The 25,190-nt window shown below is 40.0% G+C and carries 30 protein-coding genes and 1 riboswitch; of the genes, 1 reads left to right on the top strand and 29 read right to left on the bottom strand.

Features of this window, described 5'->3' with window-relative positions; genetic code table 11:
* Nucleotides 1-25: 25 nt before the first annotated feature.
* The 13 genes from G9U52_RS25825 to G9U52_RS25885 form a co-directional block, all read right to left on the bottom strand.
* Complete coding sequence (locus G9U52_RS25825; RefSeq protein WP_166153545.1) at nucleotides 26-442, bottom strand: TIR domain-containing protein; 417 nt, start codon at nucleotides 440-442, stop codon at nucleotides 26-28.
* Between the two features lie 93 nt (nucleotides 443-535).
* Complete coding sequence (locus G9U52_RS25830; RefSeq protein WP_207953212.1) at nucleotides 536-1,039, bottom strand: DUF2179 domain-containing protein; 504 nt, start codon at nucleotides 1,037-1,039, stop codon at nucleotides 536-538.
* 107 nt (nucleotides 1,040-1,146) lie between these two features.
* The gene (gene thpD / locus G9U52_RS25835) at nucleotides 1,147-2,025 is read right to left on the bottom strand and encodes an ectoine hydroxylase (RefSeq protein ID WP_166153546.1); all 879 of its coding nucleotides are present in this window, start codon (nucleotides 2,023-2,025) and stop codon (nucleotides 1,147-1,149) included.
* Nucleotides 2,026-2,048: 23 nt separating this feature from the next.
* Nucleotides 2,049-2,435: an ectoine synthase gene (locus G9U52_RS25840; protein WP_166153547.1), complete on the bottom strand. Its 387-nt coding sequence runs from the start codon at nucleotides 2,433-2,435 to the stop codon at nucleotides 2,049-2,051.
* Nucleotides 2,436-2,451: 16 nt separating this feature from the next.
* Nucleotides 2,452-3,747 (bottom strand): diaminobutyrate--2-oxoglutarate transaminase, encoded by a 1,296-nt coding sequence (ectB, locus tag G9U52_RS25845; RefSeq protein ID WP_166153548.1) that lies wholly within the window; start codon nucleotides 3,745-3,747, stop codon nucleotides 2,452-2,454.
* Complete coding sequence (gene ectA / locus G9U52_RS25850) at nucleotides 3,744-4,280, bottom strand: diaminobutyrate acetyltransferase (protein ID WP_166153549.1); 537 nt, start codon at nucleotides 4,278-4,280, stop codon at nucleotides 3,744-3,746. The genes ectB and ectA overlap by 4 nt, the downstream gene beginning before the upstream one ends.
* Entirely contained in the window at nucleotides 4,277-5,113 is an 837-nt protein-coding gene (gene ehuA, locus G9U52_RS25855) for an ectoine/hydroxyectoine ABC transporter ATP-binding protein EhuA (protein WP_166153550.1), read from the bottom strand. The genes ectA and ehuA overlap by 4 nt, the downstream gene beginning before the upstream one ends.
* A 17-nt stretch (nucleotides 5,114-5,130) precedes the next feature.
* The gene (gene ehuD, locus G9U52_RS25860) at nucleotides 5,131-5,784 is read right to left on the bottom strand and encodes an ectoine/hydroxyectoine ABC transporter permease subunit EhuD (protein WP_166153551.1); all 654 of its coding nucleotides are present in this window, start codon (nucleotides 5,782-5,784) and stop codon (nucleotides 5,131-5,133) included.
* Nucleotides 5,785-5,787: 3 nt separating this feature from the next.
* Nucleotides 5,788-6,450: an ectoine/hydroxyectoine ABC transporter permease subunit EhuC gene (gene ehuC / locus G9U52_RS25865; RefSeq protein WP_311764927.1), complete on the bottom strand. Its 663-nt coding sequence runs from the start codon at nucleotides 6,448-6,450 to the stop codon at nucleotides 5,788-5,790.
* Between the two features lie 31 nt (nucleotides 6,451-6,481).
* Nucleotides 6,482-7,363 carry an ectoine/hydroxyectoine ABC transporter substrate-binding protein EhuB gene (gene ehuB / locus G9U52_RS25870; RefSeq protein WP_375790285.1) on the bottom strand — a complete coding sequence of 294 codons (882 nt, stop codon included), beginning with the start codon at nucleotides 7,361-7,363 and terminating at the stop codon, nucleotides 6,482-6,484.
* Between the two features lie 174 nt (nucleotides 7,364-7,537).
* The gene (locus tag G9U52_RS25875) at nucleotides 7,538-8,155 is read right to left on the bottom strand and encodes a GntR family transcriptional regulator (protein WP_166153552.1); all 618 of its coding nucleotides are present in this window, start codon (nucleotides 8,153-8,155) and stop codon (nucleotides 7,538-7,540) included.
* A gap of 379 nt (nucleotides 8,156-8,534) precedes the next feature.
* The gene (locus tag G9U52_RS25880; protein ID WP_166153553.1) at nucleotides 8,535-9,695 is read right to left on the bottom strand and encodes an alanine/ornithine racemase family PLP-dependent enzyme; all 1,161 of its coding nucleotides are present in this window, start codon (nucleotides 9,693-9,695) and stop codon (nucleotides 8,535-8,537) included.
* Complete coding sequence (locus tag G9U52_RS25885) at nucleotides 9,692-10,786, bottom strand: N-acetyltransferase DgcN family protein (protein WP_166153673.1); 1,095 nt, start codon at nucleotides 10,784-10,786, stop codon at nucleotides 9,692-9,694. The genes G9U52_RS25880 and G9U52_RS25885 overlap by 4 nt, the downstream gene beginning before the upstream one ends.
* Before the next feature lie 174 nt (nucleotides 10,787-10,960).
* Nucleotides 10,961-11,105, bottom strand: a riboswitch (cyclic di-AMP (ydaO/yuaA leader).
* 1,269 nt (nucleotides 11,106-12,374) lie between these two features.
* Here G9U52_RS25885 and G9U52_RS25890 point away from each other — a divergent pair.
* On the top strand, nucleotides 12,375-13,427 hold the full coding sequence (locus G9U52_RS25890; RefSeq protein ID WP_166153554.1) for an NADPH-dependent FMN reductase family protein: 1,053 nt from the start codon (nucleotides 12,375-12,377) through the stop codon (nucleotides 13,425-13,427).
* A 268-nt stretch (nucleotides 13,428-13,695) separates the two neighbouring features.
* Here the strand turns inward: G9U52_RS25890 and G9U52_RS25895 are convergent, their stop codons facing one another.
* From G9U52_RS25895 to G9U52_RS25970, 16 genes are all read right to left on the bottom strand, one after another.
* A complete protein-coding gene (locus G9U52_RS25895) occupies nucleotides 13,696-14,517 on the bottom strand; it encodes a DNA adenine methylase (protein WP_166153555.1) in 822 nt (273 codons plus the stop codon).
* A gap of 266 nt (nucleotides 14,518-14,783) precedes the next feature.
* A complete protein-coding gene (locus G9U52_RS25900; RefSeq protein WP_166153556.1) occupies nucleotides 14,784-15,677 on the bottom strand; it encodes a hypothetical protein in 894 nt (297 codons plus the stop codon).
* Nucleotides 15,678-15,707: 30 nt separating this feature from the next.
* Nucleotides 15,708-16,430 carry a hypothetical protein gene (locus G9U52_RS25905; protein ID WP_166153557.1) on the bottom strand — a complete coding sequence of 241 codons (723 nt, stop codon included), beginning with the start codon at nucleotides 16,428-16,430 and terminating at the stop codon, nucleotides 15,708-15,710.
* A 24-nt stretch (nucleotides 16,431-16,454) separates the two neighbouring features.
* Nucleotides 16,455-16,688: a hypothetical protein gene (locus G9U52_RS25910; RefSeq protein WP_166153558.1), complete on the bottom strand. Its 234-nt coding sequence runs from the start codon at nucleotides 16,686-16,688 to the stop codon at nucleotides 16,455-16,457.
* A gap of 62 nt (nucleotides 16,689-16,750) precedes the next feature.
* Entirely contained in the window at nucleotides 16,751-17,323 is a 573-nt protein-coding gene (locus G9U52_RS25915; RefSeq protein ID WP_166153559.1) for a YodL domain-containing protein, read from the bottom strand.
* Between the two features lie 103 nt (nucleotides 17,324-17,426).
* Entirely contained in the window at nucleotides 17,427-17,741 is a 315-nt protein-coding gene (locus G9U52_RS25920; protein WP_166153560.1) for a hypothetical protein, read from the bottom strand.
* The gene (locus tag G9U52_RS25925) at nucleotides 17,734-18,603 is read right to left on the bottom strand and encodes a ThiF family adenylyltransferase (RefSeq protein ID WP_166153561.1); all 870 of its coding nucleotides are present in this window, start codon (nucleotides 18,601-18,603) and stop codon (nucleotides 17,734-17,736) included. The genes G9U52_RS25920 and G9U52_RS25925 overlap by 8 nt, the downstream gene beginning before the upstream one ends.
* 327 nt (nucleotides 18,604-18,930) lie before the next feature.
* The gene (locus G9U52_RS25930) at nucleotides 18,931-19,602 is read right to left on the bottom strand and encodes a Mov34/MPN/PAD-1 family protein (RefSeq protein WP_166153562.1); all 672 of its coding nucleotides are present in this window, start codon (nucleotides 19,600-19,602) and stop codon (nucleotides 18,931-18,933) included.
* Nucleotides 19,599-20,234: a hypothetical protein gene (locus G9U52_RS25935; RefSeq protein WP_166153563.1), complete on the bottom strand. Its 636-nt coding sequence runs from the start codon at nucleotides 20,232-20,234 to the stop codon at nucleotides 19,599-19,601. Before G9U52_RS25935 ends, G9U52_RS25930 begins: the two co-directional genes overlap by 4 nt.
* A 14-nt stretch (nucleotides 20,235-20,248) precedes the next feature.
* Nucleotides 20,249-21,397, bottom strand: a complete 1,149-nt coding sequence (locus G9U52_RS25940; RefSeq protein WP_166153564.1) for a hypothetical protein — start codon at nucleotides 21,395-21,397, stop codon at nucleotides 20,249-20,251.
* Nucleotides 21,321-21,908, bottom strand: a complete 588-nt coding sequence (locus tag G9U52_RS25945) for a hypothetical protein (protein ID WP_166153565.1) — start codon at nucleotides 21,906-21,908, stop codon at nucleotides 21,321-21,323. The genes G9U52_RS25940 and G9U52_RS25945 overlap by 77 nt, the downstream gene beginning before the upstream one ends.
* Nucleotides 21,908-22,288, bottom strand: coding sequence for a hypothetical protein (locus G9U52_RS25950; protein WP_166153566.1), 381 nt, complete (start codon nucleotides 22,286-22,288; stop codon nucleotides 21,908-21,910). Before G9U52_RS25950 ends, G9U52_RS25945 begins: the two co-directional genes overlap by 1 nt.
* Nucleotides 22,289-22,561: 273 nt before the next feature.
* On the bottom strand, nucleotides 22,562-23,338 hold the full coding sequence (locus tag G9U52_RS25955; RefSeq protein WP_166153567.1) for a hypothetical protein: 777 nt from the start codon (nucleotides 23,336-23,338) through the stop codon (nucleotides 22,562-22,564).
* A 61-nt stretch (nucleotides 23,339-23,399) separates the two neighbouring features.
* Complete coding sequence (yfbR, locus tag G9U52_RS25960) at nucleotides 23,400-24,218, bottom strand: 5'-deoxynucleotidase (protein WP_166153568.1); 819 nt, start codon at nucleotides 24,216-24,218, stop codon at nucleotides 23,400-23,402.
* 105 nt (nucleotides 24,219-24,323) lie between these two features.
* On the bottom strand, nucleotides 24,324-24,695 hold the full coding sequence (locus tag G9U52_RS25965) for a hypothetical protein (protein ID WP_166153569.1): 372 nt from the start codon (nucleotides 24,693-24,695) through the stop codon (nucleotides 24,324-24,326).
* A complete protein-coding gene (locus tag G9U52_RS25970; protein WP_166153570.1) occupies nucleotides 24,670-25,143 on the bottom strand; it encodes a hypothetical protein in 474 nt (157 codons plus the stop codon). The genes G9U52_RS25965 and G9U52_RS25970 overlap by 26 nt, the downstream gene beginning before the upstream one ends.
* Nucleotides 25,144-25,190: the final 47 nt, after the last annotated feature.

Below are 25,190 nucleotides of genomic sequence, written 5' to 3' on the forward strand. Positions count from 1 at the left end.
TGACCAACCCTTTACAAGCGTTAACTCAGGTTATGCTTTGTATAGTACTGATCAGCTTATCCACATCCCATTCAAGGATCATATCTGCATTCTGTCTTTCTACGATGGATAGCTTCAAATCTGGGGAGCGGTGTATCCCAATGATTGGTTTAGAAAATTCACCTTTGGCGCATATGATCTCTTTATTGATCCATCTGCTAAAAGATTGTATGTTATATACTCCACACATCAATATGACCATATCACAAAACTTCACTTTATTTCTGATCATCTGGTACATATCATTTTCACTTAAATGATTGTACATCTCTTGATCAGGAACGTAGCTGGGCGAAAAATTGAACTCCTTTTTATCTATAAGAAGGGCTGTCACCTCTTCAAACGTATTTTGATGATTCCATCCATGACTAAAGTACAATTTGTAAGTTTTGATCTTTTTCATATTTACGTGGATCCCCTTTACTTTATCCTTCCATACACTAGTCAGCTTGTTTCAATGTTTGTAATTGAAGAATGCGTAGAGACAGCGATATACTTACCCCTCCATCCGTTTTGTCCAAAACCCACCCCTAAAAAAGCGGGGTTCATACGAAATAATAAATGCTTTGGGAGCAAGTTCACCAATACGCTTCATTAATTTTTTTTCGTTGGAGCGCTTGACGAGCACCTGCATGACAAGCCTTGTTCCATCGCGTCCTTCAGCCAACCAACTCGTAACGCCGAAGCCATGGCTGCGCAGCAACCCCGGAAGGCTTGCCTCGGTATGATCTACGATGATTTCGAACGTAACATAACCAAGCGCCAACCAACTCTCAATTTTACTCCCAAGCCAAACACCTACACCCCAGCCAATGCAATAGGCAGCCAGATTAAGCGGTTTATCTATGTTTTTAAGAACCAGGTTGAGACCCATCAAATAAATAAACACTTCGGCCATACTTATCCACGCAGCTGTTTTAATTCTGGATTTCATAACCATGATGATCCGAAGCGTAAACAGAGACACATAGACAATATTGATTATAAAAATCGTAAGCATAATTTTTAGGAGGTCCACCGAATCCACCCTTTCTCCCCATCATTAAACCCTCATAACATTCAAAAGATCCCGCAGTAATAACCACGCGGGACCAGGAATTAACTTAACTATGATCTTGCAGCAATATAATCCGGCCGGGGCTGCTTACCCGAGTAGGGACTTTGCAATTTATTATGAACGCTGTTATAAACAATAAAAACATTGTTTCTGGAGTAAGGCGTAATATTGCCATTTGATCCATGCATCAGGTTACAGTCAAAGAATAAGACCGATCCTGCTTTACCTGTTGGCGCTGAAATCCCGCCTTCATCGACCATTCTCGTTAAGCTTGCCTGGTCAGGGACGCCATATTCCTGTTTGCGCAACGAGCTTTTATAATGGTCATCAGGCGCTTCTCCCACGCAAGAGAGAAACTGACGATGCGAACCGGGAATTACCATTAACGGTCCATTGAATGAATAGTTATCCTCCAATGCAATCGAACAGCTCAACGCTCTCATACGAGGCATGCCGTCCTCTACATGCCAGGTTTCAAAGTCCGAATGCCAATAAAATTCTTTTCCTGTAAAGCCCTTCTTAAAGTTGATGCGAGACTGGTGGACATAGGCCTGGCTTCCCAAAATAAGCGAGACTCGTTCCAAAAGCTGATTATTCTCGGACAGCTTCTTCATCACTTCATTACTTCGATGAATCTCAAACACCGATCGCACTTCATTACTTCCAGGCTCACGAATCACTTCAGGCGTATTTTCCTCACCACTTAAAGTCCATATCCTTTTAGATTCATTACTAAGCTCTCGCACTTCCTCCTCATTGAACAAGGAATCAAAAAACAAGTAACCATTACGCTCATAAAAGCTTAATTCTTCTTGAGAAAGTATATGTTGCTCCTCATTCTTTGCATACATTACCGGGTCTTGTCGTTCAATCAACTTAGGTTCGGAGTAAATTCGCGACGGATAAGCATCTGTTGTTTTCAATTTCATAAAGATTATTGCCCCTCTCAAAATTAATTTTCGATTAGTGGATAAGTACCTTCAGCATCATGGGTTTCATTCCCTGTGCATGGTGGGTTAAAAACACAAACCATACGCATTTCGCTTTTACCGCGAAGCAAATGCTTTTCATGATGGTTAAGCACGTATAAGGTTCCAGAACGAATCGGATAAACCTTGCCATCATCAACCGTTTCTATTTCACCTTCCCCGCTGATGCAATAGACGGCTTCGATGTGATTTTTATACCAGATAAGCGTTTCCGTGTTTGCTTTAATAAGTGTATCGTGCATCGAGAATCCAACTCCGTCTTTTCTTAACAATAAACGCCTGCTGCTCCAGTTTTCCGCCTTTATGTCCTGTACAGTGCCTTCAATTTCTGATAAGTTTCGTACGATCATTTCTATACACTCCCCATTATTTATTTAGAGCCATTTGCTCAACCATTGAATGCATACATTCCTTGAAAATTGTTAAACCTTTACGAAGATCAGCGATATCGATAGTTAAAGGCGGCATCATTTTAATGACTTCACTGTCTGTTCCCGAAGTTTCCATAATCAAACCGCTCGCGAAAGCAAGCTTGCTTATTTCATTCGCTAAACCCTCAGCTTTATAAGCGATACCTCGCATAAGACCTTTACCCCGAACCTCGCCCTCTAGTTCCGGATAGGCACGGACTACTTCGTTTAGCGCCTCATTGACGAGCATTCCCTTTTTCAAAATATCATTACTGAAATCCTCTGTTTTCCAGTATTCCAAGGCTTGGGTTGCTGTAATAAAAGCTAAATTATGGCCGCGAAACGTCCCGTTATGCTCCCCTGGCTCCCAAATATCGATTTCCGGGCGAATTAACGTGAGTGCCATGGGTATTCCAAATCCACTAATGGACTTGGAAAGGCAAATGATATCAGGCTGTATCCCGGCCTGCTCAAAGCTGAAGAATGTCCCCGTTCTGCCGCATCCCATCTGAACATCATCTACGATGAGCATAATGCCATTACTGCGGCAAATCTGTTCAAGCCCACGCAGCCAAGGTATACTCGCTTCGAATATGCCCCCTTCACCTTGAAGGGTTTCCACTATAATGGCGGCAGGAAGTGATCCCCCGCTTCCGCTGTCGTCCAAATAGCTTTTCAGGTAATCCAAAGTGTCGATTTCTGCACCTAAGTAGCCGTCAAAAGGCATAGAGGTAGTGTCATTCAAGGACACTCCCGCACCATTACGCTTGAATTTGTTACCCGTCACCGCTAAAGAGCCTAATGTCATGCCATGGAAGGCGTTGGTAAACCCGATAACATTAGAACGCCCGGTTACTTTTCTGGCCAGCTTTAATGCACTTTCAACGGCATTGGTTCCAGTTGGTCCCGGAAACATTACCTTGTAATTCATATTTCTGGGCTCCAGAATGATTTTGTTAAATTGGAGCAGGAATTGTCTTTTTGCTTCTGTAGCCATATCGAGGCTGTGCGTCACGCCGTCATTTTGTAAATACTGAATCAGCTTTTGCTTCATTAACGGGTTGTTATGCCCATAGTTTAGAGCTCCGGCACCAGCAAAGAAATCAATATACTCTTTTCCAGCTTCATCCCACATCTTGGATCCGGAAGCCTTTGTAAATAAGGTTGGAAATGAGCGGCAATAGCTGCGCACTTCAGATTCGTGCTGCTCAAAAATGTTCAAAGACGATTTATGCTCTTCCACTATATTCATTGTATAAATTCCCCCAATTGATGATTTGATGGTTCTAAAGAAAACGGTCCAATCCGGTGCAGCCATTCAGCTTCATGCAGCTTATCCGAAAAGTGGTGGCTTTCGAACCCACTCGAAACGGTGCAAATACTTCCTAATTGCTTGGCTATTTTGTCGAATAAGGCTATGGAAGCAGCGTTACCAAGAGAAATTGTAGCTTCTATATATCGAACCCCCATATCCTGTTGAGACAATGCCGCTTGGATTAAATACGTTCCAATACCCGAGCCTTGATACTTCGTGGAAACGGCTATTTGCCATATAAACATGCAATCCTTCTCAGCAGGTGGTTGAAAAGCGGATACAAAGCCGACCATTTGTCCATTACTTTCAGCAATAACGCAAGTATCAGAAAAGTACTTACATAGCATGAGGTAGCAATACTCCGAATTTGTATCTAAAACTCCGCTCTCTTTGACTAATTGATACATATCCGCCCCATCCATTGGAGTGGGCTTTCGAAAAACTATTTGTTCATATTTTTTTGGCATCATGGAGTCACTCCATCCGGTTCTTTATTCAGGAATCGATTTAAAAAAGCTTGCAGCCGTTCGCTCTGCGGGTTTTCAAAGATTTGCTGCGGCGTACCTTGTTCTATGATCCGGCCTTGGTCGATAAAAATAATTCGGTCTGCAATCTCTCTTGCAAAGTCCATCTCATGCGTGATTAATAACATCGCCATCTCTTTTTGAGCAGCCAGCTCACGAATGACCGTCAAAACCTCTCCAACCAGTTCCGGATCCAGTGCAGATGTTACCTCATCGAACAGCATAATTTTCGGATTCATAACCACAGCCCGAGCTATGGCTACACGCTGCTTCTGCCCTCCAGAAAGCTGTGAGGGGTAAGCATCAATTTTGTCAATCAGTCCAACCTTCCGAAGCATTTCCTGCGAACGAGCTATGGCTTCATCCTTTGATAAGCCTAATACATGTATCGGGCCTGCCGACACATTGCGTAGAATATTCATATGTGGGAATAAATTAAAGTGCTGGAACACGAATCCGATATTTTTGCGTATTTTACGCAAATGCTTTTCATCAGCAGGCATGGTTTTACCGGCATGTATTTGGTGCCATAATAACTCGCCATTTACTTCTATGGTTCCGGATGTTGGAGCTTCCAAAGTCATTAACAAACGCGCCAAAGTCGTTTTACCCGATCCGCTTGGGCCAATAACGGCAATCTTCTCTCCCGGTGCGATATCCAAATCCATTTCTTTTAATACATGAACATCTCCAAATGACTTGCTTACATTGCGGTAACGTACGATTGGTTCCTTTGAATCTTGTTTAGAATCGGGAGCTTCTCCCAAAAGTATTTTCATATTTCCACTCCTTTTCCTTATTTGCGTTGAAACTTTTGTTCCAGACGTTTGACTATCAATGAGGAAAAGTAGCTAAGGAACAGGAATAATAGTCCAACTATGGTGAAAGCCTCTATATAACGAAACGAAGCGGATCCCAGTGTTTTTGCAGTTGTCAGTAGTTCAATAAATGTAATAGCAGATAGAACAGGCGTTTCTTTAAACATCACGATCAAATAATTACCCATAACTGGAAGGGTAGGAGGAACCGCTTGTGGAAGAATAATATGCAACCACTTCTGTCTATCAGTAAAATTTAGTGCAGTTGCTGCCTCCCACTGCCCTCGATCCACGGCATCGATGCCCGACCGGTATACTTCCGAGAGATAACTGCTGTAATGCAGGCCTAAACCAATTACCCCTGCGGCAAATGGTGATAGCGAGACCCCATACAACGGTAATGCATAAAACAATACAAGGAGTTGAACAATCAACGGAGTGCTCCGTATAAATTCTGCAATCCATTTAGCTGGCAAGGAAATCATCATGCTCCTTGATCTTTTCATCAAAGCCAGGAACAAGCCAGCAATTAGTGCCACAAGGAAGCTTAAACATGTAATTCCTATAACAAGTGGCAATACCTTAAGCAAAACGGGAAAAATTTCGATAACATAGTTCCAATTCCACTTCATCGTTTATAACCTCCCCTTGGAGGTCTTTCGCTCAAGAGCACGAATTCCCAATGTCATAGCTTGAGCCATAATAAAGTAAATCAATAACAACATAAAGAAAATGAATGTGGCTTTAGAAATATCATAGGACCGAAGAATCATCCCTTGGTAGGTCAGATCCGATAATGTGATTAAATAAACCAGGGAAGTCCCTTTTAGCAATTCAATTTGCAGGTTACCAAAGGATGGAAGCATCATGACGAAGGCTTGCGGTAAAATAATATACCTTAATCTTTGCCAAGGGGTCATATTCAACGCAATGCCCGCTTCCGTTTGCCCTTTAGGAATAGCCATGATGGCACTCCTTACCACTTCTGAACCGTAAGCACCGTAATTTAACCCAAGGGCGATTATGGCTACAGTAAAGGCAGACATCCGGAAATCAAAAAGCATCGGAAGTGCAAAATAGAGCCAGAAAAGCTGTACGAGCAAGGAAGTCCCCCTGAATATTTCAACATAAAGAGCCATACAAAAACGAACGGCTTTAATCTTGGAAAAGCGTGCTATGCCAACGATTAGAGATAATAAAAAAGCAGCAAACAGTGATAAAATAGTAATTTCAATTGTCAGTATTGCTCCTTGCAGAAGTGGAGCCAGGTACTCCCAAGTGGTCTGGATTCGGTCCACACTCCTCTGTTTATAGGGATGATCATATCGATTATTTGGCTAATTGTTCAGCTTTCATATCGCCAGGCAATTCTTGCTCTGTAAATCCGAAGCTTTTCAATATCGTTAGCAATTCACCCGAGCTTTTCATTTTTTCCAGCTCCTGATTATAAGCTTCCCTAAAATCTTTATCCTCAATGCGAAATGCAGCAGCACCGTAGCCCTTCATGCTCTTACCATCGATCACTGGTTGTTCAAAATTCATAACCCTTTCTATACCAGCATCCTTCGCAGATTCCAAAACAGCCTGCAAGGAAGGTCCAGTCATCGTGATCGCATCCGCCCGGCCCGCTTGCAGGGCAGAAATAGCTGAGGGCTGGTCGGGTACCGTAATGATTTGCACTTCCGGAACACCCGACTTGGTTAAATAATCCTTTTCAATAGCTCCAACCATCACTGCCACTCTTGCTTTATTGTTTGTTGAAATATCTTTATAGCTATGCAATTTTAAAGGATTACCTTTCTTCACGGCCAACGCTTCACCGATGCTATACTCGGGATTGGCAAAGGCAACTTCCTTGCTTCTTTCCGGGTTAATAAACATCCCCGCCGTAATAATATCGAAACGCTTAGCCTTCAAACCAGGAATCAGCGAGCCAAATTCGGTTAGGACTCCGTCCATTTGGTTAATTCCCAGTTTTTTTAGAATGGTTCGAGCTACCTCCACAGCTTCTCCGGTTAATTTTCCATCCGGTGTTGCGTAAGCGTAAGGCTTCTCATTGGCAAATCCAACAGATACATACCCTTGGCGCTTTACTTTCTCAAAACTCGTTTCATTCGCCACTCTTAGTACATCGGCAGGCTGTGTAGCACAACCAGCCATAACTGCACCTAGCAACGTTAAACTTAACATAAGACTCCCAAATTTCTTCAAAAGCAAAAACTCCCTTTTTAACATATTTTCCAGGAAAACTCCCCAGTGGTTCGTTAGATCTAGCTAAGCATAACAAAAAAATACATGACATACAACCTAATATATTATTAAGGTTGTTAGTTTATGCATAGAAAAACGCAATCGGAATAAACCGTTGCGCACTTTTTTTTGATCTCATACTGTTTTATTTACAAATGCTAACGTACGCTCATGTGCTTGACTATCACCAACAAAAACAATGATATCATTCACTCTTAAGATGACACTAGGCCCTGGGGATATGGTGATTTGATTCCCTCTACGCAATGCTACAATGGTTGCACCTGTCATTTGCCAAAATTGAAGATTGTCAATGGTTTTACCAACGGTATGGGAGGATTCCATGATTTCAATTTCAATAGGATTATACGGGGTAAGATTCCGAAGCCGATCAGAGAAGTTAATGATGTCGTTTAAAATCACTTCAAACTTGCGGTCGTTTTCCTTTTTCTCCTTTAGTAGCATTACCAATTCTTGCTTTAAAGAAAACACAGATTTCAAATACTTATATTTGTTATAATATTCAGCTGCTTTTTGTTTCGATAAGACAGTAATCTCTTTGCCTTGGGATACTTGAACAATATGTTCATCTTTAAGTAATGATATTGCTTTTCGTATCGTTTCCGATGAAACATGATAATGGCTAGCTAGCAAGGTACGTCCGGAAATCTTGGTATTTACGGGAAATTCACCATTGGCTATTTTCTGAGCAATATCTAAAGCAATCGACTGGTAGATTGCTATTTCAGACATGGAATTCCCTCCCGCTTTCTCTTGCGAATACATACAACATATCGCTTAATTCCCTTATAATAATAGAATTTTATCTATTACGCAATTATGGATTCCAGAATTCTCAGCAAAATATTTGGAATTAAAAAAAGGTTTAACATTCCTTTGACATTTGATGTCGAACGTCCATCGAAGGATCAATAAGTAAAAACACTCCAGTATGGAAAGACAAACAGAGCCCGTTCCTCCCTAGAAAGGGAAAAGAGAGCTCTAGTTTACAATATTTTATCTTCGTGTATTTTTTAAAATTCCTGTGTGATTGCCTGAAAAGTTTTCTAAGTAACTTAAAAATAAACGAAGAAGACTGGACTGTACTGAATAACTACCAAGACTGCTAGTATCATTTCAGCCCACAGTGTGTCCTTATATCTAAGTTTTTTGAAATTGGTTTCTGTTTACTCTTTTCTTCTGTTGGCCTTGGATCTTCATGTGATTCACTTAGTGTCCCATGATATTCTTTGGATACATAAGGGGAGCTCATTGCAGATAATAAGGCTCCGTAATTAAGGGAGAATCTTACTTCGTCCCCTACCTTCAGGTGAGTCTGCTTTAAGTCAAGAAGAGTATGGTCGCTGCTAGACCCGAGAATTTCAACATCGATTTCGGGGCTCAGACCGGCTACAAGCACATCCTGGGATCCAACACCCAGAATCCCTCTCCTCATATATCCCTTATCCATAAATCGGGGGTGATTTCCAAAAGCATCCTGGCCTGTTTCACCATAAGGTTTAGATGGTTTCAATTTCGCCTCAATCACCTCGGAAACGAATGTAAAGGCATCTGTGTACAGCCCTGGGATCGGTATTCTTTCGAGAGGCTCGCATCCCAAATAGATCGATTCTCCCAATCTTAAATTGTTGATATTTCCAACACTTTCAGTGGATGCAAACCAATTGTAATTAGCTGAATTTCCTCCCGAGACATAAGGAAGAGACAATGAAAATTCAGTTTCAATTATACTTGAAAGCAATGACAACTGTTTCATTTTCTTTTCGCTTGGCATGACTCCCCCAAAACAAGCAAAGCTCGCCCCGATACCAACAATTTGGATTCCTGGCAGCATCATCGTTTCACGAACAAAGCCTTTTACATCCGCTGGCATAATGCCTTCTCTTAAATCTCCCATTTCGACCATCAGAATAATTTGATGCTGGGTATCGTATTTCATTGCTGTTGCTGAAAGGCATTGGATGGTGGATAGTTCTGTATTCATGCTGATGTCCGCATAGCGTATGACCGATTCCACCTCGCTTAAACCCGGTGTTCGTAATAAAATGAATTGTGCGTGGATACCTGCATCACGCATTTTCTTCAAATTTTCTAATTTAGAGTCGGCCAGCATATGAATGCCACTGTCTATTAGTACTTCGGCAATCATAGAGTTGCCGCAAACCACCTTCGTTACCCCCATAATATCGATACCCTTTGCCCCAAATAACTGCAATAGCTTACTTGCATTATGTGCGATTTTGGCAAGATTGATCTCAATTCTAGGTGTCATTGCGGAACCAGCTTATTCGTTTCGACTTTATCTTTTAATTGCGGGAACTTTTCCAAAATACTTATAACCAGTTTGTCGCAACCATGTTTAAGTACATCTGTTGCCGGAATATGAAATTGCTGCTCATATTCATGGATGGCACTATTAATCTCTTGATCTGACATTCGCTCATGGTTGATCGTAATGGCAATTACCTTGGACTTAGAAAAAGTCTCAATCAATTCAATTTCACTTTCAAGCTTTGGCATCTTCAAATAATCAAAATCCCCTAGATTTTCCCTTTTGGGGGCATGTTGGACGATAATGGCACCCGGCCTCGCCCCCCTAATTATGCCTGCGGAGCTTATGTAGGCTGGATGGCTTAACGCCCCTTGGCCTTCAACAATAATGATATCCGGCTGCTCATTTTCATAGGCTTTTATAACCTCTTTTTCGATTTCACCAATCATAAACTGAAAGGGTATAGCATCAATGGCAACACCGTATTTCGCACCTTGAATTAACCCTGTTTGTCCGGTTGCCACAAGAACAGCCTTTATCCCATATTCCAACAATGCCTTTTCCAATAAGACCGAGGTGGTTCTCTTACCAATGGCACCGTCCGTCCCAAGTACAGCAACTACCGGAGTTGGCATACTCAAGATTTGCCCCGAGAATAAGCCCATATCTTTTTTGCTTGGGGGCTTCCGAATATCCAGAATTTCAACGTTATGTAACGCAGCAAACTTAATAAAGTCTTCGTCCTCCGTCAGAAATTCTTGCAAAGGGTTAACAATATTCATGCCTAGCTCCATAGCTTCAAACAGAATGGATCTCTCGTGGACTTGCAAAAATGCGTTCGCAGGGGCAATGCCATAGATGAAATAGTCCGGAACCTCAGGCAAATTGCCTATTGCGTGACTAAGGCTGCAGAAGATAGGAATTCCGTTTTCCCGTCCATCTAAACACTTACCTGCATCCAAACCATCCTTCGTGCTGTCGATCACTCCGTTAATCAGGTATTTCTTCGAATTCCGCACCAGCCCGTTTGCAGTCTTGCCATCCATCGTCCCGAACTGACCTTCACAATAAATAATCGCCGTTTTTTCCATTTTACCTTCACTCCCGTTATTAGTTTCCATTTCTAAACCTCCAGAGCAAAATAAAAAACCCCTAAATTGCGGGAGAGCTAGGACACAGCTTCGCCAGCAGAGGGGTTCAGACATATAAAAAAAGAAAAAAGACCCCAAGTAAGGGTCCTGACGTTTCATCAAAATAAACATAGAAACAGACCCATCTACTGCTGACGAGGTTAGCTGACGGACTCGGGTAAAGATGGTACCCTACATTCTGCAAGAGAATGACTCGCCCCAATTAACTGGTTCCCCCGCTATCCAACTATTTCAGTTGGAAATTAAGCGTATTCATAGAATAATACGAAAAATTAGATTAGTCAAATATTTCTGGAATATCTCATTATGGTTTCCTGTAAATGGAAACTTAAGCCTTTGGAATTAATTTATGCTATGACCCCGTTAGTTGGATCTCAATCGTTTCATACTATGGTGGTGCATTAGCTACATTTTACTCACTTACTTCTTCAGCATATGGCTCTTACTCTAGGCTTCAACTTAGTAAAAATGTAGCACAATGGGCAGAAAGTGCTGCGAATATCAATCGTAACTTTACTAGTCGATCTGTCTATCAATCTGTTAGCAATTATTTTGTGAGTGGATTTTAGTAGGAATAAATGATTATTGTAAAGGGTAGATGCTTAGTTGGGTAACATTCAACTGGCTGTCTACCCTTTACGCACTTGTAAAAGTCTTTTACTATATATTGGTAATATATAAAAAAGATATGAGGTGAATATTGTGGACAGTAAAAATATTAAACTGAGATTAGTTTGGATTATTCCTAATATTTTACTGTATTTAGCTTTTATTGGGTACATGCTATTTGTTGTAGCAAATCCTTCAAACCTTAATAACATAAATACTCTTGGAATGTGGATATTTATAACTATCCTGATATTGCTTGTTGCCATTTTTAGGTCTTTTAAAATATACATCTGGATAAAAAAAGGCATAATATAAATTTAGTTCTATTTGATTTACTAAAAAAGGAGGTGATCATCAATAAAAACAAACATGACTTTCCGCCACATCCCCAGCATGAAAGCGAGACTATCACAGAAAACCCCCACGGCCTGTCGGCCACCACGATGGATGAAAATGGAACTTGCCATTTAAAGCATCTTTTGAGCAAATAAAGATAGGCAGATCAAAGGTCGAATACTTTTTAGTGAGTCATATCCTGCACAGAAAACTGGTCTATTGCAGTTTTGAGTACCGCCGATTTTTGCCATGAGCACGTGAGTTTCTAAGCGTCCATTATGGATAGAACATATTTAGCGTTTTGGTGATTATGTAATCGATCTTAAAAACGTTCCTGATCCTATTGATAGAAACATGTTGATAGCTATAAAAGAAGAAGATAGCTCATAATGGGAATGATATCCAGACTATGAGCTATTTTTACACGTATGTCGGCTGTACCCGTTATTGGCCGGGAGCGGGTATTTTTTGTATTTATCGAGCTGTATGGACTGAGAGCATTAATTGGCGTTATTATATATTGAGGTGCACTTTATTTATCCAAACAGTGTCTTTATATATACACCAAAGGGAGAATAAAACGATGAGTACTATGGTTAATCCACAAGCACGTTTAATTAGAGAGAAAATAAAAGCCCTACATGGTATTGAGTTTGAGTACGTCGCTAATTTTATACTCACATTAGTTGAGCACAGATATCATGGAACTAGATTTACAAAAGATGACGGTGTTGACGGAATAAAGATACAAGGCATTAAAAATCGCACCCTATACTCTTCACATGCTCCAGCTAATTCAACTGACTGGAAAGCGATAAAGATTAAAAGCATCGTAGATGCAAAGGATGCTATTCAATTTGCTAATGGAAATAATAAAGAGATAAAAGAATGGTGTATCCTTTTAAACAGGGATCTCGCCGGTAACGAAGTTGAATTTTTTCACCAATTATGTGCAGAATTAGGTATCAAAAAATTAAGATTAGTTACACTTTACGAATGGGAAAAAATGATCTTTACACATAATATCGAACTTGTAGTAAGCCGTTTTCTAGGTATTTCTCAGTATCGTATTCCCATTAGTGAATTGCAACCTCATGTTGCTGCACGAGAGCTCTTAAGTTTTCTGTCAGAGTTGCGTTTTAGCAATGAAAGTGAAAGGCTGGAACAACTTAATCTTAAAGAGAAAGAAATAATCGAACTCGCCTTTACCTCCCCCGACTTTGATAAATATACGAATTTAAGTTTAAGTCAGCTGATCATGATCCACACTAGAATTAATGAAAACTATACTTTTGCGTACAAATATACAAGCGATGGATCATTCATCACACTTCCCAAGGACGGTAGTGAATCGGAAGGACCGTATGTTTCCAAAGACAATACGGATAATTTCACAATAAAAGTTCAAAATCTTCGGATTATTTATAGATTGATACAATCCCTAAAACGGGATGTTAAGAACTATAGCATCCACAAAGCTTTAAAGTGTATGTTTGATGTTAGACAGTCACGGGGAAGATATATTAGAGATGACAAAGGTTTAATACCAATAAATCGAATTATCGGCGGTATTTTTGAAGGATTCAGCCAATCAGCTGATGTTGAGCAGAAGTTGCGAGATGAAAATATTCACTAGATAACAAAACCAACATGGTGCCTTTCGTCCACAATCGGCACCCGTTTGTATTATTGAACTCATTCGAATTTAAAAGTTGTGTTGGTTGTGGCTCCCCAGAAATAAAAACAGTGAATGTTCACAAAAGTTAACACTCACTAACGAATTCTATTTTCCACTAACGGACTTTATTTTCCACTAACGATCTTTATTTTCCTTGATCACTAAGAGGAAAAACACACTTTATTTTCTAGTAACGATCTTTATTTTCCTTGCTTGAAACCATCACTTACCAAAGACATGACGGAGGATCGTAATTCATAAAATAATACTCTGTCTCGACTTTTTTATTTTGGCCAACCTTCAAAACACCGCCAACATGTGCCTGGACTGTATGAATACGCCAGCCTTTGTACAACTCTAAAATGAGCGGGTCTGCATAATAACTCAAAAGTACTTTCCCTGAAACGTTTTTCAAAATTTTAGATAAATCAATATGGTCGTTTTCTGTAAACCCTCCTTTATAGAGTCCTTCTCTATGAACATAGGGCGGATCGACATAAAACATAGTTTTGGGGGTGTCATACCTTAGAATACATTCTCTGAAATCCAGACACTCAATCATAATTTTACGAAATCTTAGTTCGAAGGCAGTTAGCCGCTGCAAAACATTTTGATAATCGATCGCAGTGTTCTTCACTCTATTAGCTCGCCAACCGCTTTTTACGTTATTTGCCGGAACAATCGTTTGACGAAGTAAATAGAACCATCTCACGGCTCTCTCAAAAGGATCTGAAGGCAGCGGCTCGCACTGCCATTTCATACAAAGATGTCTGCTAGTAGGCAATGTTACTAACGCTTCAATCATCTTGTCTTTGTTTTCTCTAAGTATCATTAGGAAATTCACAAGATCGGTATCAATATCATTATAGACTTCTACCTTACTTGGTACAGGTTGTTTCTGCATCATTACATGAGCTCCACCAGAAAATGGCTCCACATAGCAATGGTGCTCAGGAAACAAAGAAATAATGCCATCTGCTTGGTAATGTTTTCCTCCAAACCAACGAATAACGGAACCAACCGGCTTATTATTAATTTTTTTGATCATTTTAAAAACTCCCTTTTCCGAATATTAAAACTGATTCGGAAACAGGCAGGATTCTTGGTTATCCTCCCATCTGCATATAAAAAGGGATCAGATGGGTGCTACTCTTCCCTGTTGGGAGATCAGCGTGAAGGGGGCTGCAAAGAACCTCGAATGTTGGTTAGTTCAGAAGATAACCCTATCTCTTCTGCCCAGCATTCCTTCGTCGCACCTAGAATATGGGAGTTTTCTTTTTCTTCTTCCTCTCGATTTTCAGCATGATTTACTCCTTACTTCATTAGCTCTATTTGCATTCGCAGCATAGATGCGCTAATCTGATTTTCCATCTGCTGCACATATGAATGCTTAATCAAATACCTTCTATATTTCGCCATTGTACGTCCGTATTTGCCCTTTAAGCGTTCATATTCCGTTGGATCCGATATAAGTGAGGCAAGCGATACCTTACGGCTTAAAAAGCACTCTAACTCCCCGTGATGATCTTCTTCAGTAATCATGCTTTCGAAATCTTTCAAAGCCTGTTTCTCGTCTTTTTTCTTTTGATTCCAATCACCGAGTAAGTTTTTTAATTCCTGAACACCATTTTCAACGCCATATAATTGAGCCTTTGTTCCTAGACTTCCTACTAACAGGCTTGCTTCCTGTGGACTCCATTGATGAATGGTTGCAGCTACTGTGATCCGTTCCTTTTGGATATCCTTTAACTTACGCTTATTGAGTTCTTCTTCAATAAGTGCTTCATAAAAAGATGGCTTCGTTCCCAGTGGAACTCCTTCTGCAAAATTCCTGCAAGAGATATTATGCTGTGACAATAGTGCCTTGATCGGATCAGCAACCGTTTTGCCTGCATGGATCTCTACAAAAGGAATCTCATTATAAGTTTGCACCAGCTCCAGGACTCGAGAAGCAAAAATAGTGCATTCTTTCTTACGCGGATGCCATTCGGAAACCGGGTAATTGTGAACAATCTCGTCGAAACCAATTATTCTTTTATGGTACAAACTTATAAAAAAAATACGATCGCTAGAAAAATTCCTGGTTTCCATAAATTGAATAACTGCGTTGATCCACCGCGATCGATAACCTTGATAAAATTTATAAGCCTCCATAGCAATATCCTTCCGAGTAGTTGATTCCATTATGAGTGCGATTCGATTATCCATCTTTGATTCATCCTTTCAAACGATTTTCCTTTACAATTCTAAAATAGCTGCCACTCTGAGTCGTTTTATCGCTTCAGCTCGTCCAAAAAATCGAAAACGGGCTGTTGTTACTCCAGGTATGCCATCATCAATTTTGTTTGACTCATAAAGTTTTCGAAATCCCTCTCGATTCCACCACTGATTCGGTTTATCGGCACGGTATGTTGTCCCATAATCTCGTACCATGCTGGAATCGGTCCATTTACCTTTATAGCCATCAAACATGACAACAGCTGTATACCAGCGATCTTCCTGTGCGCGATAAAGACTAACAAAATGACTAGGCTGGTTCTCATGCTTTCGATGCTCATAGAAGCTAATCAAGGCATCCTCCGGAATTAATAATTGTTGGGGAATTTTCTTCTTTATGTTCGGGGTAAATCGAGGCGCATACGATTTTGCTACAGATGGTTGATCGAACAGGTTACGGCTAACTTTCCCACGGACAGTCACACACCATAGATCCGTCATCAACTCTACAATTTCCCGAATAAATGTATCATGATGAATCATTCCTTTAATTCTCAAGTCGCACAACTGTGACCCTTTTTTAGCTATCTGACGAACATTGGCCTCAGCTTTACGATCACCGGCGTATCCTGATTCATTCCTTCTCAAACTGTATAGGCACTGAAACTCATTAATGTACAACATTGCTTCATTCCAGAAAATCTCTTTAAAATTAAAAAGATTAAACTCCTCAATATTTTTCATGTCAGCTCCTCGTATAAAAAAAGGCTATTTGGTTAAATATGCTACTTTTACTTCATATTCAATATATCCATACACTTCCATACTACTTAGACCTTCTCTTGCAGGCACTTCTGATTCATCTAATTTCCATTCATCAGGACTTAGATTCGGAAACCAGTTCGTTTTAACCGCTACATCAAATTGGTTATCAATTCTATGCGAAATAAGTACTTCTACATTTTTTGTAATTGACGTTGTCTCTTTTTTTAAAATTCTCATTTATGCACCATCCTTAGTATTTAAAATAAAAGAGGAACCCACCAGGAGCTCCCCACCAGCAATTAGATTTTCACAAGCTTAAATTCAAATTGATTCACATAATAATAGTGATCCCTAATTTGAATAATGTCACCTACTTGAATTAATATTCCCAAGCACTGCGATGGCCTTAAGAAGTTAAAAGTATGGTAGACATCCTTTACAAGCTTATTTTCTTTCAACTTTTGATTGATATTCAATCCTGCAAGCGTGGATCCAAATACCCGCTTATGGCAAGATAGATCTGCTTGACCGTGCTTCTGAATGAATTCATCATATGAAAGTTTACTTAAGTGGAGTTCCTCAATCTGCCAGATGCATACTTCATTGGCAGAGACATATGATTTTTCTATTTCACGCACGCTGCCACGCTTTTCATTAACATCAAAACCCATTTCTTTCACCCTGCTGATTACTGAATCCAAATACTTGGATATAGGAGTAACAATTGTGATGCTCACAACCGTCTTCCGACCTTCTTTCTTAATTTCCGTTTCGGATGCAATTTGTATGATGTCTCGCATATTATTCATGAAAGGTTTCAACTGTTGCTTGGTCATGAATACATTGATTTGAGAGATTATTAACGCAAACATTGAACATCCTCCTCATAATTCATATCCCTGTTCAAAGAGAGACAAAATCCTCTCTATCTTCCTCAATAAAATTTTTATAAAGGAGAGGTTATCCTCTCCTTACCTAAAATATTTGTAACTGTTGGCCCTCTAACACCTTTTTTTGGGTGATTAAGTGTAAAGGAGCCCCCCTCTTCAAGAGATTTCTAACTGTTGAAAAATAGGCGGGATTTCGGGCTGGGTTATTGGCCATCAGAATCAATTGAAGTTGAAGTATGAGTTCAGCATCCGTTGACATCAATAACTCACTGCGCGGTACCTCCAACGTCCTTCCATCTACCCGGCGAATCCTTACCATGGGACCATAAGAAGACATGCTTTTGCTCATGAGGATGTCGACTTTCTCCGAGTGCGGCAACCAGGTAGCTTGCTCATTCATGCTCCCGCTCCTCCTTATACAAATCAAACTTTTCCTTAACCTCTTTATTGATCAATACTGGACTGCATCCTCCAAACTGCGCGTTGAAATTAATAACATGCTGATAAATTGTAGCGGAATGTAATAAATTGTTTACGATGTTATTTACCAGCTGCGCAGCTGTCTTATTTGTTGCCGCTCTCTGAGGAAGTGAAGGAATTTGCACTCCGCATCCAGGAAAGTCATCCTCTTCATCTTCTAAGATATTTGAATAAATGTGTCCAACCGGTTCTAATAAGATGTGACCTTGGTATTTAAACCCTATAACTACCTGGCCACCGAAACCCGATTGATTTATATTTTGAGTATTTCCCTCGCTGGCTACTGCTTCAACACCTGTATCGATGTAAATAAGATTCTTTAATTCATCTTGATAAAAATAGTCATGCATGAGCCTTCTGGTTGCATTATTATCTACCATTCCAATAAGGACAGGCATAAAAACAAAGTGCTTGTCATTATAGTCTGGCACTCCATGCAGGCTGTTCATCGTTTCTAAATCTTTAACATACTCCGGATATCTCAAAATGGAGAGATTGTAATGCTCTCCATAACGCTCAGCCAAAGAAATTACTTTAGGTTCACCAATATCGTCATGATCAAATAATTGATTGCCGAGATTTTTAGCTTCCACCTTGTCACCATCAATTAATAAAACACGGCCCAGTTTGAAAGTAGGGTTTTTATCGAAACCAGGCTTATTTAAATACGACCTGATATCTTGACATAATCCCCTAAAGAAATGACTTCCTGTAGCTCCCGTACCAATAATCGTAAAATTAAAGATAGGTTTTCTAGAATCACTAAACGTTAATGATTTCATAATAAGCCTCCTATTTGTTTACATCAAAAATAATAAAGGAGAAACAGAACCCAAGTTCTATTTCTCCTACGCCTGCCTTTACCTACTCAGAAGTTGTCCATATACATTCTTTTCTTTCAATACTTTCAGGCGATAAATTTTAGAAGCCAAGATTACCAAATCACGTTTTTTCATATGAATATTCCTCCAGAAATTTTATTTTTTGTTTATTTTCAATATAATTTCAATAAAAAAAGACGCCTAATCATCAGCGCCCTCAACTTCCTTGCGATTAACGATGGTTATGACACCATTGTTATTGCTTGGATATTTTCATATGTTTTTCTTTTATAAGTACTTTTGGGTTCGGATATGTGATTCTATCCGAACACGTGATAACCATTCTTCTGGAAAATGATTTGTCGTCATAACTCCTGCAAAATCGAACAAGTCACTGGCATTCAAATAAATTTCCGAATTGTTATACCGGGCTCGAAATCGAATATCCGTCTTCACTTCATGTAGTCTCCCGATAACCCCATACACCTTAAACCCTCGGTCATTACTGTTATCGCCTGAAGAAAATACGGCCTCCATCTCATGGTGCGAATGGATCGCCACAATCAGTTCCTTCTCGTCATTCAGAATTGGCTCTATGAATGCTTGTACTTGAAAGGTGCTGACCACCTGTTCAGGGCAAACCAATTCATAATCATTGCGATTCCGATTCCAGTATATGTGTACAGCAGCTTCGACCCTCGCTTTGCTCCAATGCCGAAAGAAGGCGATAATCGTGGATAAATAGCTTCCGGGTATTTTAGGAGTTTTTAAAAAGACACCTTCTTTGACGAGTTCGAGTTCATGGATATCACTTTTTCTTACTACCATTCGCATAAAATCATTTTCGCGAATTTCGTAAAGATTGCCATCGCTTGATGCCACTACAGAAATCGGTGATTGTTCTTGTGAACGAACGTAATCAGAAAGCTTCCAGAAAAAGGTTCGTAGTTTGATTCTCATAGATTATTTTTCTCCCCGACAATAATTGGAATAAGCTTCTTTTGATCCAGGTCATAATCCCATTTCGTTCGGGATTCAGAAAAATCCCAGTATTCTTTAAATAGGCCTTCTCGAATGGTGTTAAGAGGTACCAATCCGGATTCAGGTATTTCGTCAATCAGTTCTTCGACTCTAAACGTACGCATGGCGTAGTGAATAGTAAAGTCGATTCCAACCTCAATATTCTGATCTTTCCATCCTCTTTTATTGGCTGTACTCGCAGCGGTAACTGCCGAAGTGGAAACAACCTTATTATTAGGTTTCCCAATTTTTTCCTTCACCGTTTGTTGAACTGGAGCCGAATCTATCAGCTCACCGAACAAATCCCTCGGTGCATCAATATCGTCCCTATGTTCGTTCTCTGAAGGGTTGGTAACAGTGTCCTTAGAATTTTCTTCAACGAGTGTTTTAGGCTCATACCTACCCCTATCTAAAGGAAATACGTTATCCTTGGGTTCAGCCCCATTCTGCTTATTTTCTCCAGAATGACCTTCCTCTTCTTGACGGACCTCCAATGAGCTATTTGGATTAACTGATATAGCATTTGTTTCGCTGCTAGCTTTTTGTTCGAACATTTCTTCAAACACATCCATGATAATTCCTCCTTTTAATTATTGAGAATGCTTCCTACTGTCTTATTCATCGGATCCAATGTCTTATCATCAAACGACTGATGTTGCATCGTTATTAACAAATCCCTCAAATTGATCGCTGATGAATTCCTGTATAGATCATTGTTCTTTGTCGCCCCTAAAAAGAGTGAAGGAAGGCTTTCGAGCTGGCGTACTTCCTTGATCGTAAGTTCATTAAGTGAACCCCAACAAATTTGTCCACTTGCATACACATTTGAATAGGGAAACAAGAACAATTGCGTATCATTTTTGATGATTGTATCCTTGACTGCAGCGACATACGCATATACCTTCCCTTTGTTCAAAGAGAACCAAAATAAGAGTTTGGGATAGCCGACTTGGTTATAAACAACCTGGCTCATGTCACCGAAAACGATATCATGCATCCCTTTTTCTACTTCGATTCCAGCAACAATAGATCCATCGCCACGCTCCTGATAGAATACACAATTCTTTGGGAGAATGGGGGTAGATAGTTTGTAATTTGACATGTGGGGTATAGCTGCCTCAACCAATACTCCTGGTGAAGTCTTCTTAGCTAGCGCCTTGTACATTTCATTTATTTGGTCAGTATGCTCTACAACCAATGCATGCTCCAAAAGCCCTGAAATAACCTTCGAAAGGAGCGGCGCATCAGGGGTATCAAACAATTGAATCCTACCTAGAAGCTCCAGATACATTTGCTGCAGTATGCTCTTATCCTCGATACCTTTTGAGCTCTTCAATATCTCTTGAAATACGTTGAGCAGATGCTTCTCATCTAATGCTGCCAAATTATATGAGGATCCTATAGCTTGGAAAATAGAAGTGATTATGGCTATGCTCGGTTCGTCTTCAGCGCAGTCAAGCACCAGTTTAAACAATCCAGCTAAGTGTTTAGAATCATTTAATTTGGCGTCGTTGAGCAAGCTTTCAAACAAATCCTTCAATTCGCCTTGGCGCAATAAGTAATCCATCAACAGATGATCATCCAATTGATCCAAAAGCGAGAGAATTAAATCACCAATTAACACTTTTTTTGAATCAACAACAATACCGTTGAGACAATCATGCACACTGGCTAATTTCGTGTACTGTTTCGGTAGAATGATTCTCCATTCTGCTATTGAGGGTACTTCTTTCATTCTCTTCAAACTCCTTTCTCCTCCATATAAATAATGCTTCCACCCACATCTCCTTCAATGTCAAAAAGTCATCCATGAGGGTATGTAGATATGAAATCTCATAGACATAATCAATAACAATACCCTTATCTTGGAATTGTATGCTTAATTGAGTTCCTGTGAAATCACAATCAAATGCCAACATGCACATGTCCTCTTCAAACTCTGACATCTCCGGATACTTTTCTTTTAATCGGGCCCAATCATCGTACCCCTCTAAAGGTAGGAGTATCATCCGATCTTGATATGTTCCGTTTGATGTTTTTCTTGTAACTTCAATTTCTTCTGGTTCGCATTTGAAGATAATGTTTAGAGCCATCGACAATAAATGATCACCCCAAATGTCTGCTTCAAAAATGAAATTTTGTGGAAGTTCATAGCCTTTATCATCCAGTATTTTCAGCACGAGAAGGTTGTCCAACGTCTGAAGGTCGGTCGTAAGTGTCTCAGATGTGAGGAACAGACTTTTCATTAAATAAACCTCCTTTGTTTTTTTGGCAACCCTTTTGGTTTGAACTTGTTGAAATGGACTTCCATTCCAGCGATCCGGTTGATCTCGACAATGGTCTGACCTTCATTATTGAGATCAGTATCTACTTCACCGTGTTCATCGGATTCATACATATGCAGTTCAGCAAATGTGTCTTCCATGACTTTTCTATCCAACTCTTTCAAGTTGACTTCGCAAATTTTTAATCTGTCAGAATAACAGACCAGTTCGATGATCTCCAACTTTTTTTCTTGCTGCTCCGCTTTTTGATCATCAAGTGCACGATTAACCAAGGACTGAGCAAACCGATTCGAATCAAAACTTACGTTGTTTTCAGGTGGTTCTAAATACCAACCATTCAATTCCTCTTCCTCCTTTCAAATAAAAAAACCCGAAAAAAACAAGGATATCCTTGAATTCTTCGGGTTTATGTATCGCTCCAAACAAATAAAGCCCTGGTAGCGAGTATCCTCAAATTACAGACAGGAAGACCTCTCTGTGAATGATTCATACCGCCACTAGGGCATTTTTCTCCGGAGTCAAGCTCAATAAAGAGCAAAAGTTAATGTACTTTATTATTTTAACATGCAAGAAGAAAGAAGCGCAAGGAAAAAATACCCTGCGCAGCTTACCTTTCAGTATAACTCTTCGTCTGTTAATTCTTCATAAGGGGAGATGTCCATAAGTTCCCAATAAGTCATCACACAGCCCTCTAGTCCCTCCCATGCATCAAGTCTTTGCTCTTGGATCATTTGTTGGAGATGATGCAGGAACTCCGTATGACCATTACCATCTTTAAAGAGCGAATAAGCCTCCATAAATTCACCAGAATCTAAAGCCAGCTGCACCCAGTAGTCGACTTCACGAAGAGCATAGGCTGCTCTTTTTGCCAAATAACTCCGTTCCAAGGGATGGTATAAAAGCAATAAACCTCTTTTTTTGCTACGGCCAATATCTCTAAAGCCAGCTTTTTTAAAACAATAACCCGGATTTGTAGAAAGCACTTTACTTTGATCCACATAGGTGATGATCCCTTTAGCTGGGAATTTATCATGCCATGCACAGATAGTAGCGTAAACCGCCCAATGTATCATTTCTGATGATAAATAACCACTTTCATTTGAATTATTTCTAAATGCACTGCACTCCCAGACATCCTCCTGCCCATCATCCCTGATTCCTCTCCAACTTATCCAAGTGGCACTTGCATCATAGGTGCGGAGTACTAAATTGCTCCCAGGGCGACAAAATTTTGAATTACCTCTCGACTGCCTGCTATAGTGGTCATCCATTTTCCTGCGCACATCTTGGTCCATCGTATGGGTCACCAACCATGGACCAAATTTACCATCATGTACATCCAGGCATAGTTGTATCCCTTCTTCTTTATTACTCACGTTTATATGGTTCATGATATTTATCCTCCCCAAAAAAAAGTAAGGCGTGGAACAATAGCTCCAACGCCTCTAATCACTATTCAATTAGATAGATTTGTATTTCATCACTTTGTGGGATAATTAAGTGGCGGATTCCACGTTCGTTCAAAAATCTTTGCACGCCATTAAGAATATCCGATGTGAGCTCATCCTTATATAATATGACCTTCCCGTCCTCACACAAACCATGGAGTGTAATATTGGTTTCATTCTCAACATTAATTTCATAAAGTCCGTTTGCTATGGCTGGAATCATTTCCTTAGTTAGCCGCTCGCTGTTATTTGAAATATCTTTGAGCGTTTGGTCAAAGGATGGGGCGAATACATTTAAAAAATATTCGACTTCGGGCATGTTCAATTGAGAAATCGCTAGTTGAATCTGCGCCTCTGCCGTTGCAAACTCCTTGTTTCCTGCTGTAAGCTCATATTTACATTTCAAGTAAGCATCACAAAGGTCTGCTGCCTTAATCCATTGATGAAGTTCTGAATCTCTAGTACTAAACATATTTTCATAAACAGCTTTCAATTCTACTGGTACCATTCCCATAAGTCGGTTTGCAGCCAGCTCCTCGACATGACGCATCTGTGTCAATATGTCCTCATGATGATATTGCAATGGAATTGGGATATCACCGGTAAATAGCTGGGTAGTATCGTGCCCCAGAGCTAAAATTATCACTTTCTCGATATCAATGTTTTTTCTGAATATGACGTTGGCAATAGAACACAGGGCATGGACAATAAAGCAAACGTTCAAAGTATGCTCCGCAACATTTTCTTGCTCCTTGCCCCTTATTAAACTCCACCGGTTAATTTGCCTTAATCTAAATAAATGAGCGAATAAATGACTTTTCATATGAATTTTCCTCCTTGGAGTGTAGATAACATGCATCCTGTTTGTGATCTTAACAATTTTTCATCAGAGCGAAATTGACAATTATAAACCCTTACTAGACCGATTTTAAGCCGGCTCCATTATAAAGGCTCCCTCCGGCGTGAATAACAGCCCTCCATCGCCTTGCGTGACATTAAAATACATTTGTTTCTTATCATATTTAAGTTTATTTATAACCCGATCTTGTGACTGATTTAGCAATTCCATGACTACTGGTCCCTTAGCATCTTCCGAACAAAAATAAGTCGTTTGGAATGACCTAGCCGTTACCCACCCACGCGGGTTGCTTGACCGTAAAGGTTTTACCTCTGTTTGCCATGGACCTTCTATAATCACATATTCAGCTGCATAACAGCAGGAATTGTAGTGAATGCTCCAACACGATTTAGCAAGATAATAATGGACAATAGCTTTATAACCTTGCTGTCTTGCCATCATTCACGCTTTCCCCACCCGTAAAATCAGGTTCAATACCTGAATCTACAGGGCAGCCTATAATCAAATAATTCGGTTTTATAGCAATCTTAGGTATCAGCACATATCCAGCAACATCGGAAAAGCCGGCTTTGTTTTCCTCACCATATAGGTAGGGACCCGTATATTCAATATAGAGGGGGTGAATTAAACTTCTGGCTACAGTAATCGAATGCGCTTTGCCAGGGAAATACTGAGTCACCTTTCTCCAGTCAATCTCTTCACTCAAAAATTTGACAATCTCATCACACGTCGTATGATCATTGGCTCTGCAGCAATAGATCCCCCGGCCCATCAAACCATCAAGCGATTGTCTGAGCCCCTCCTTTTGTATGCTATGAATATTCCATAAGTAAGTAAAATGTTTAAATAGTTCTTTGTTCGCTTCAAGACGGCTTATATTGTAACTCATTAGTCGATTCCTCCAATAAAATAGGAGACCTAAAATACAGGTCTCCG

It is taken from the genome of Paenibacillus agricola (assembly GCF_011440305.1).
In the GTDB taxonomy this organism is placed as follows: domain Bacteria; phylum Bacillota; class Bacilli; order Paenibacillales; family NBRC-103111; genus Paenibacillus_S; species Paenibacillus_S agricola.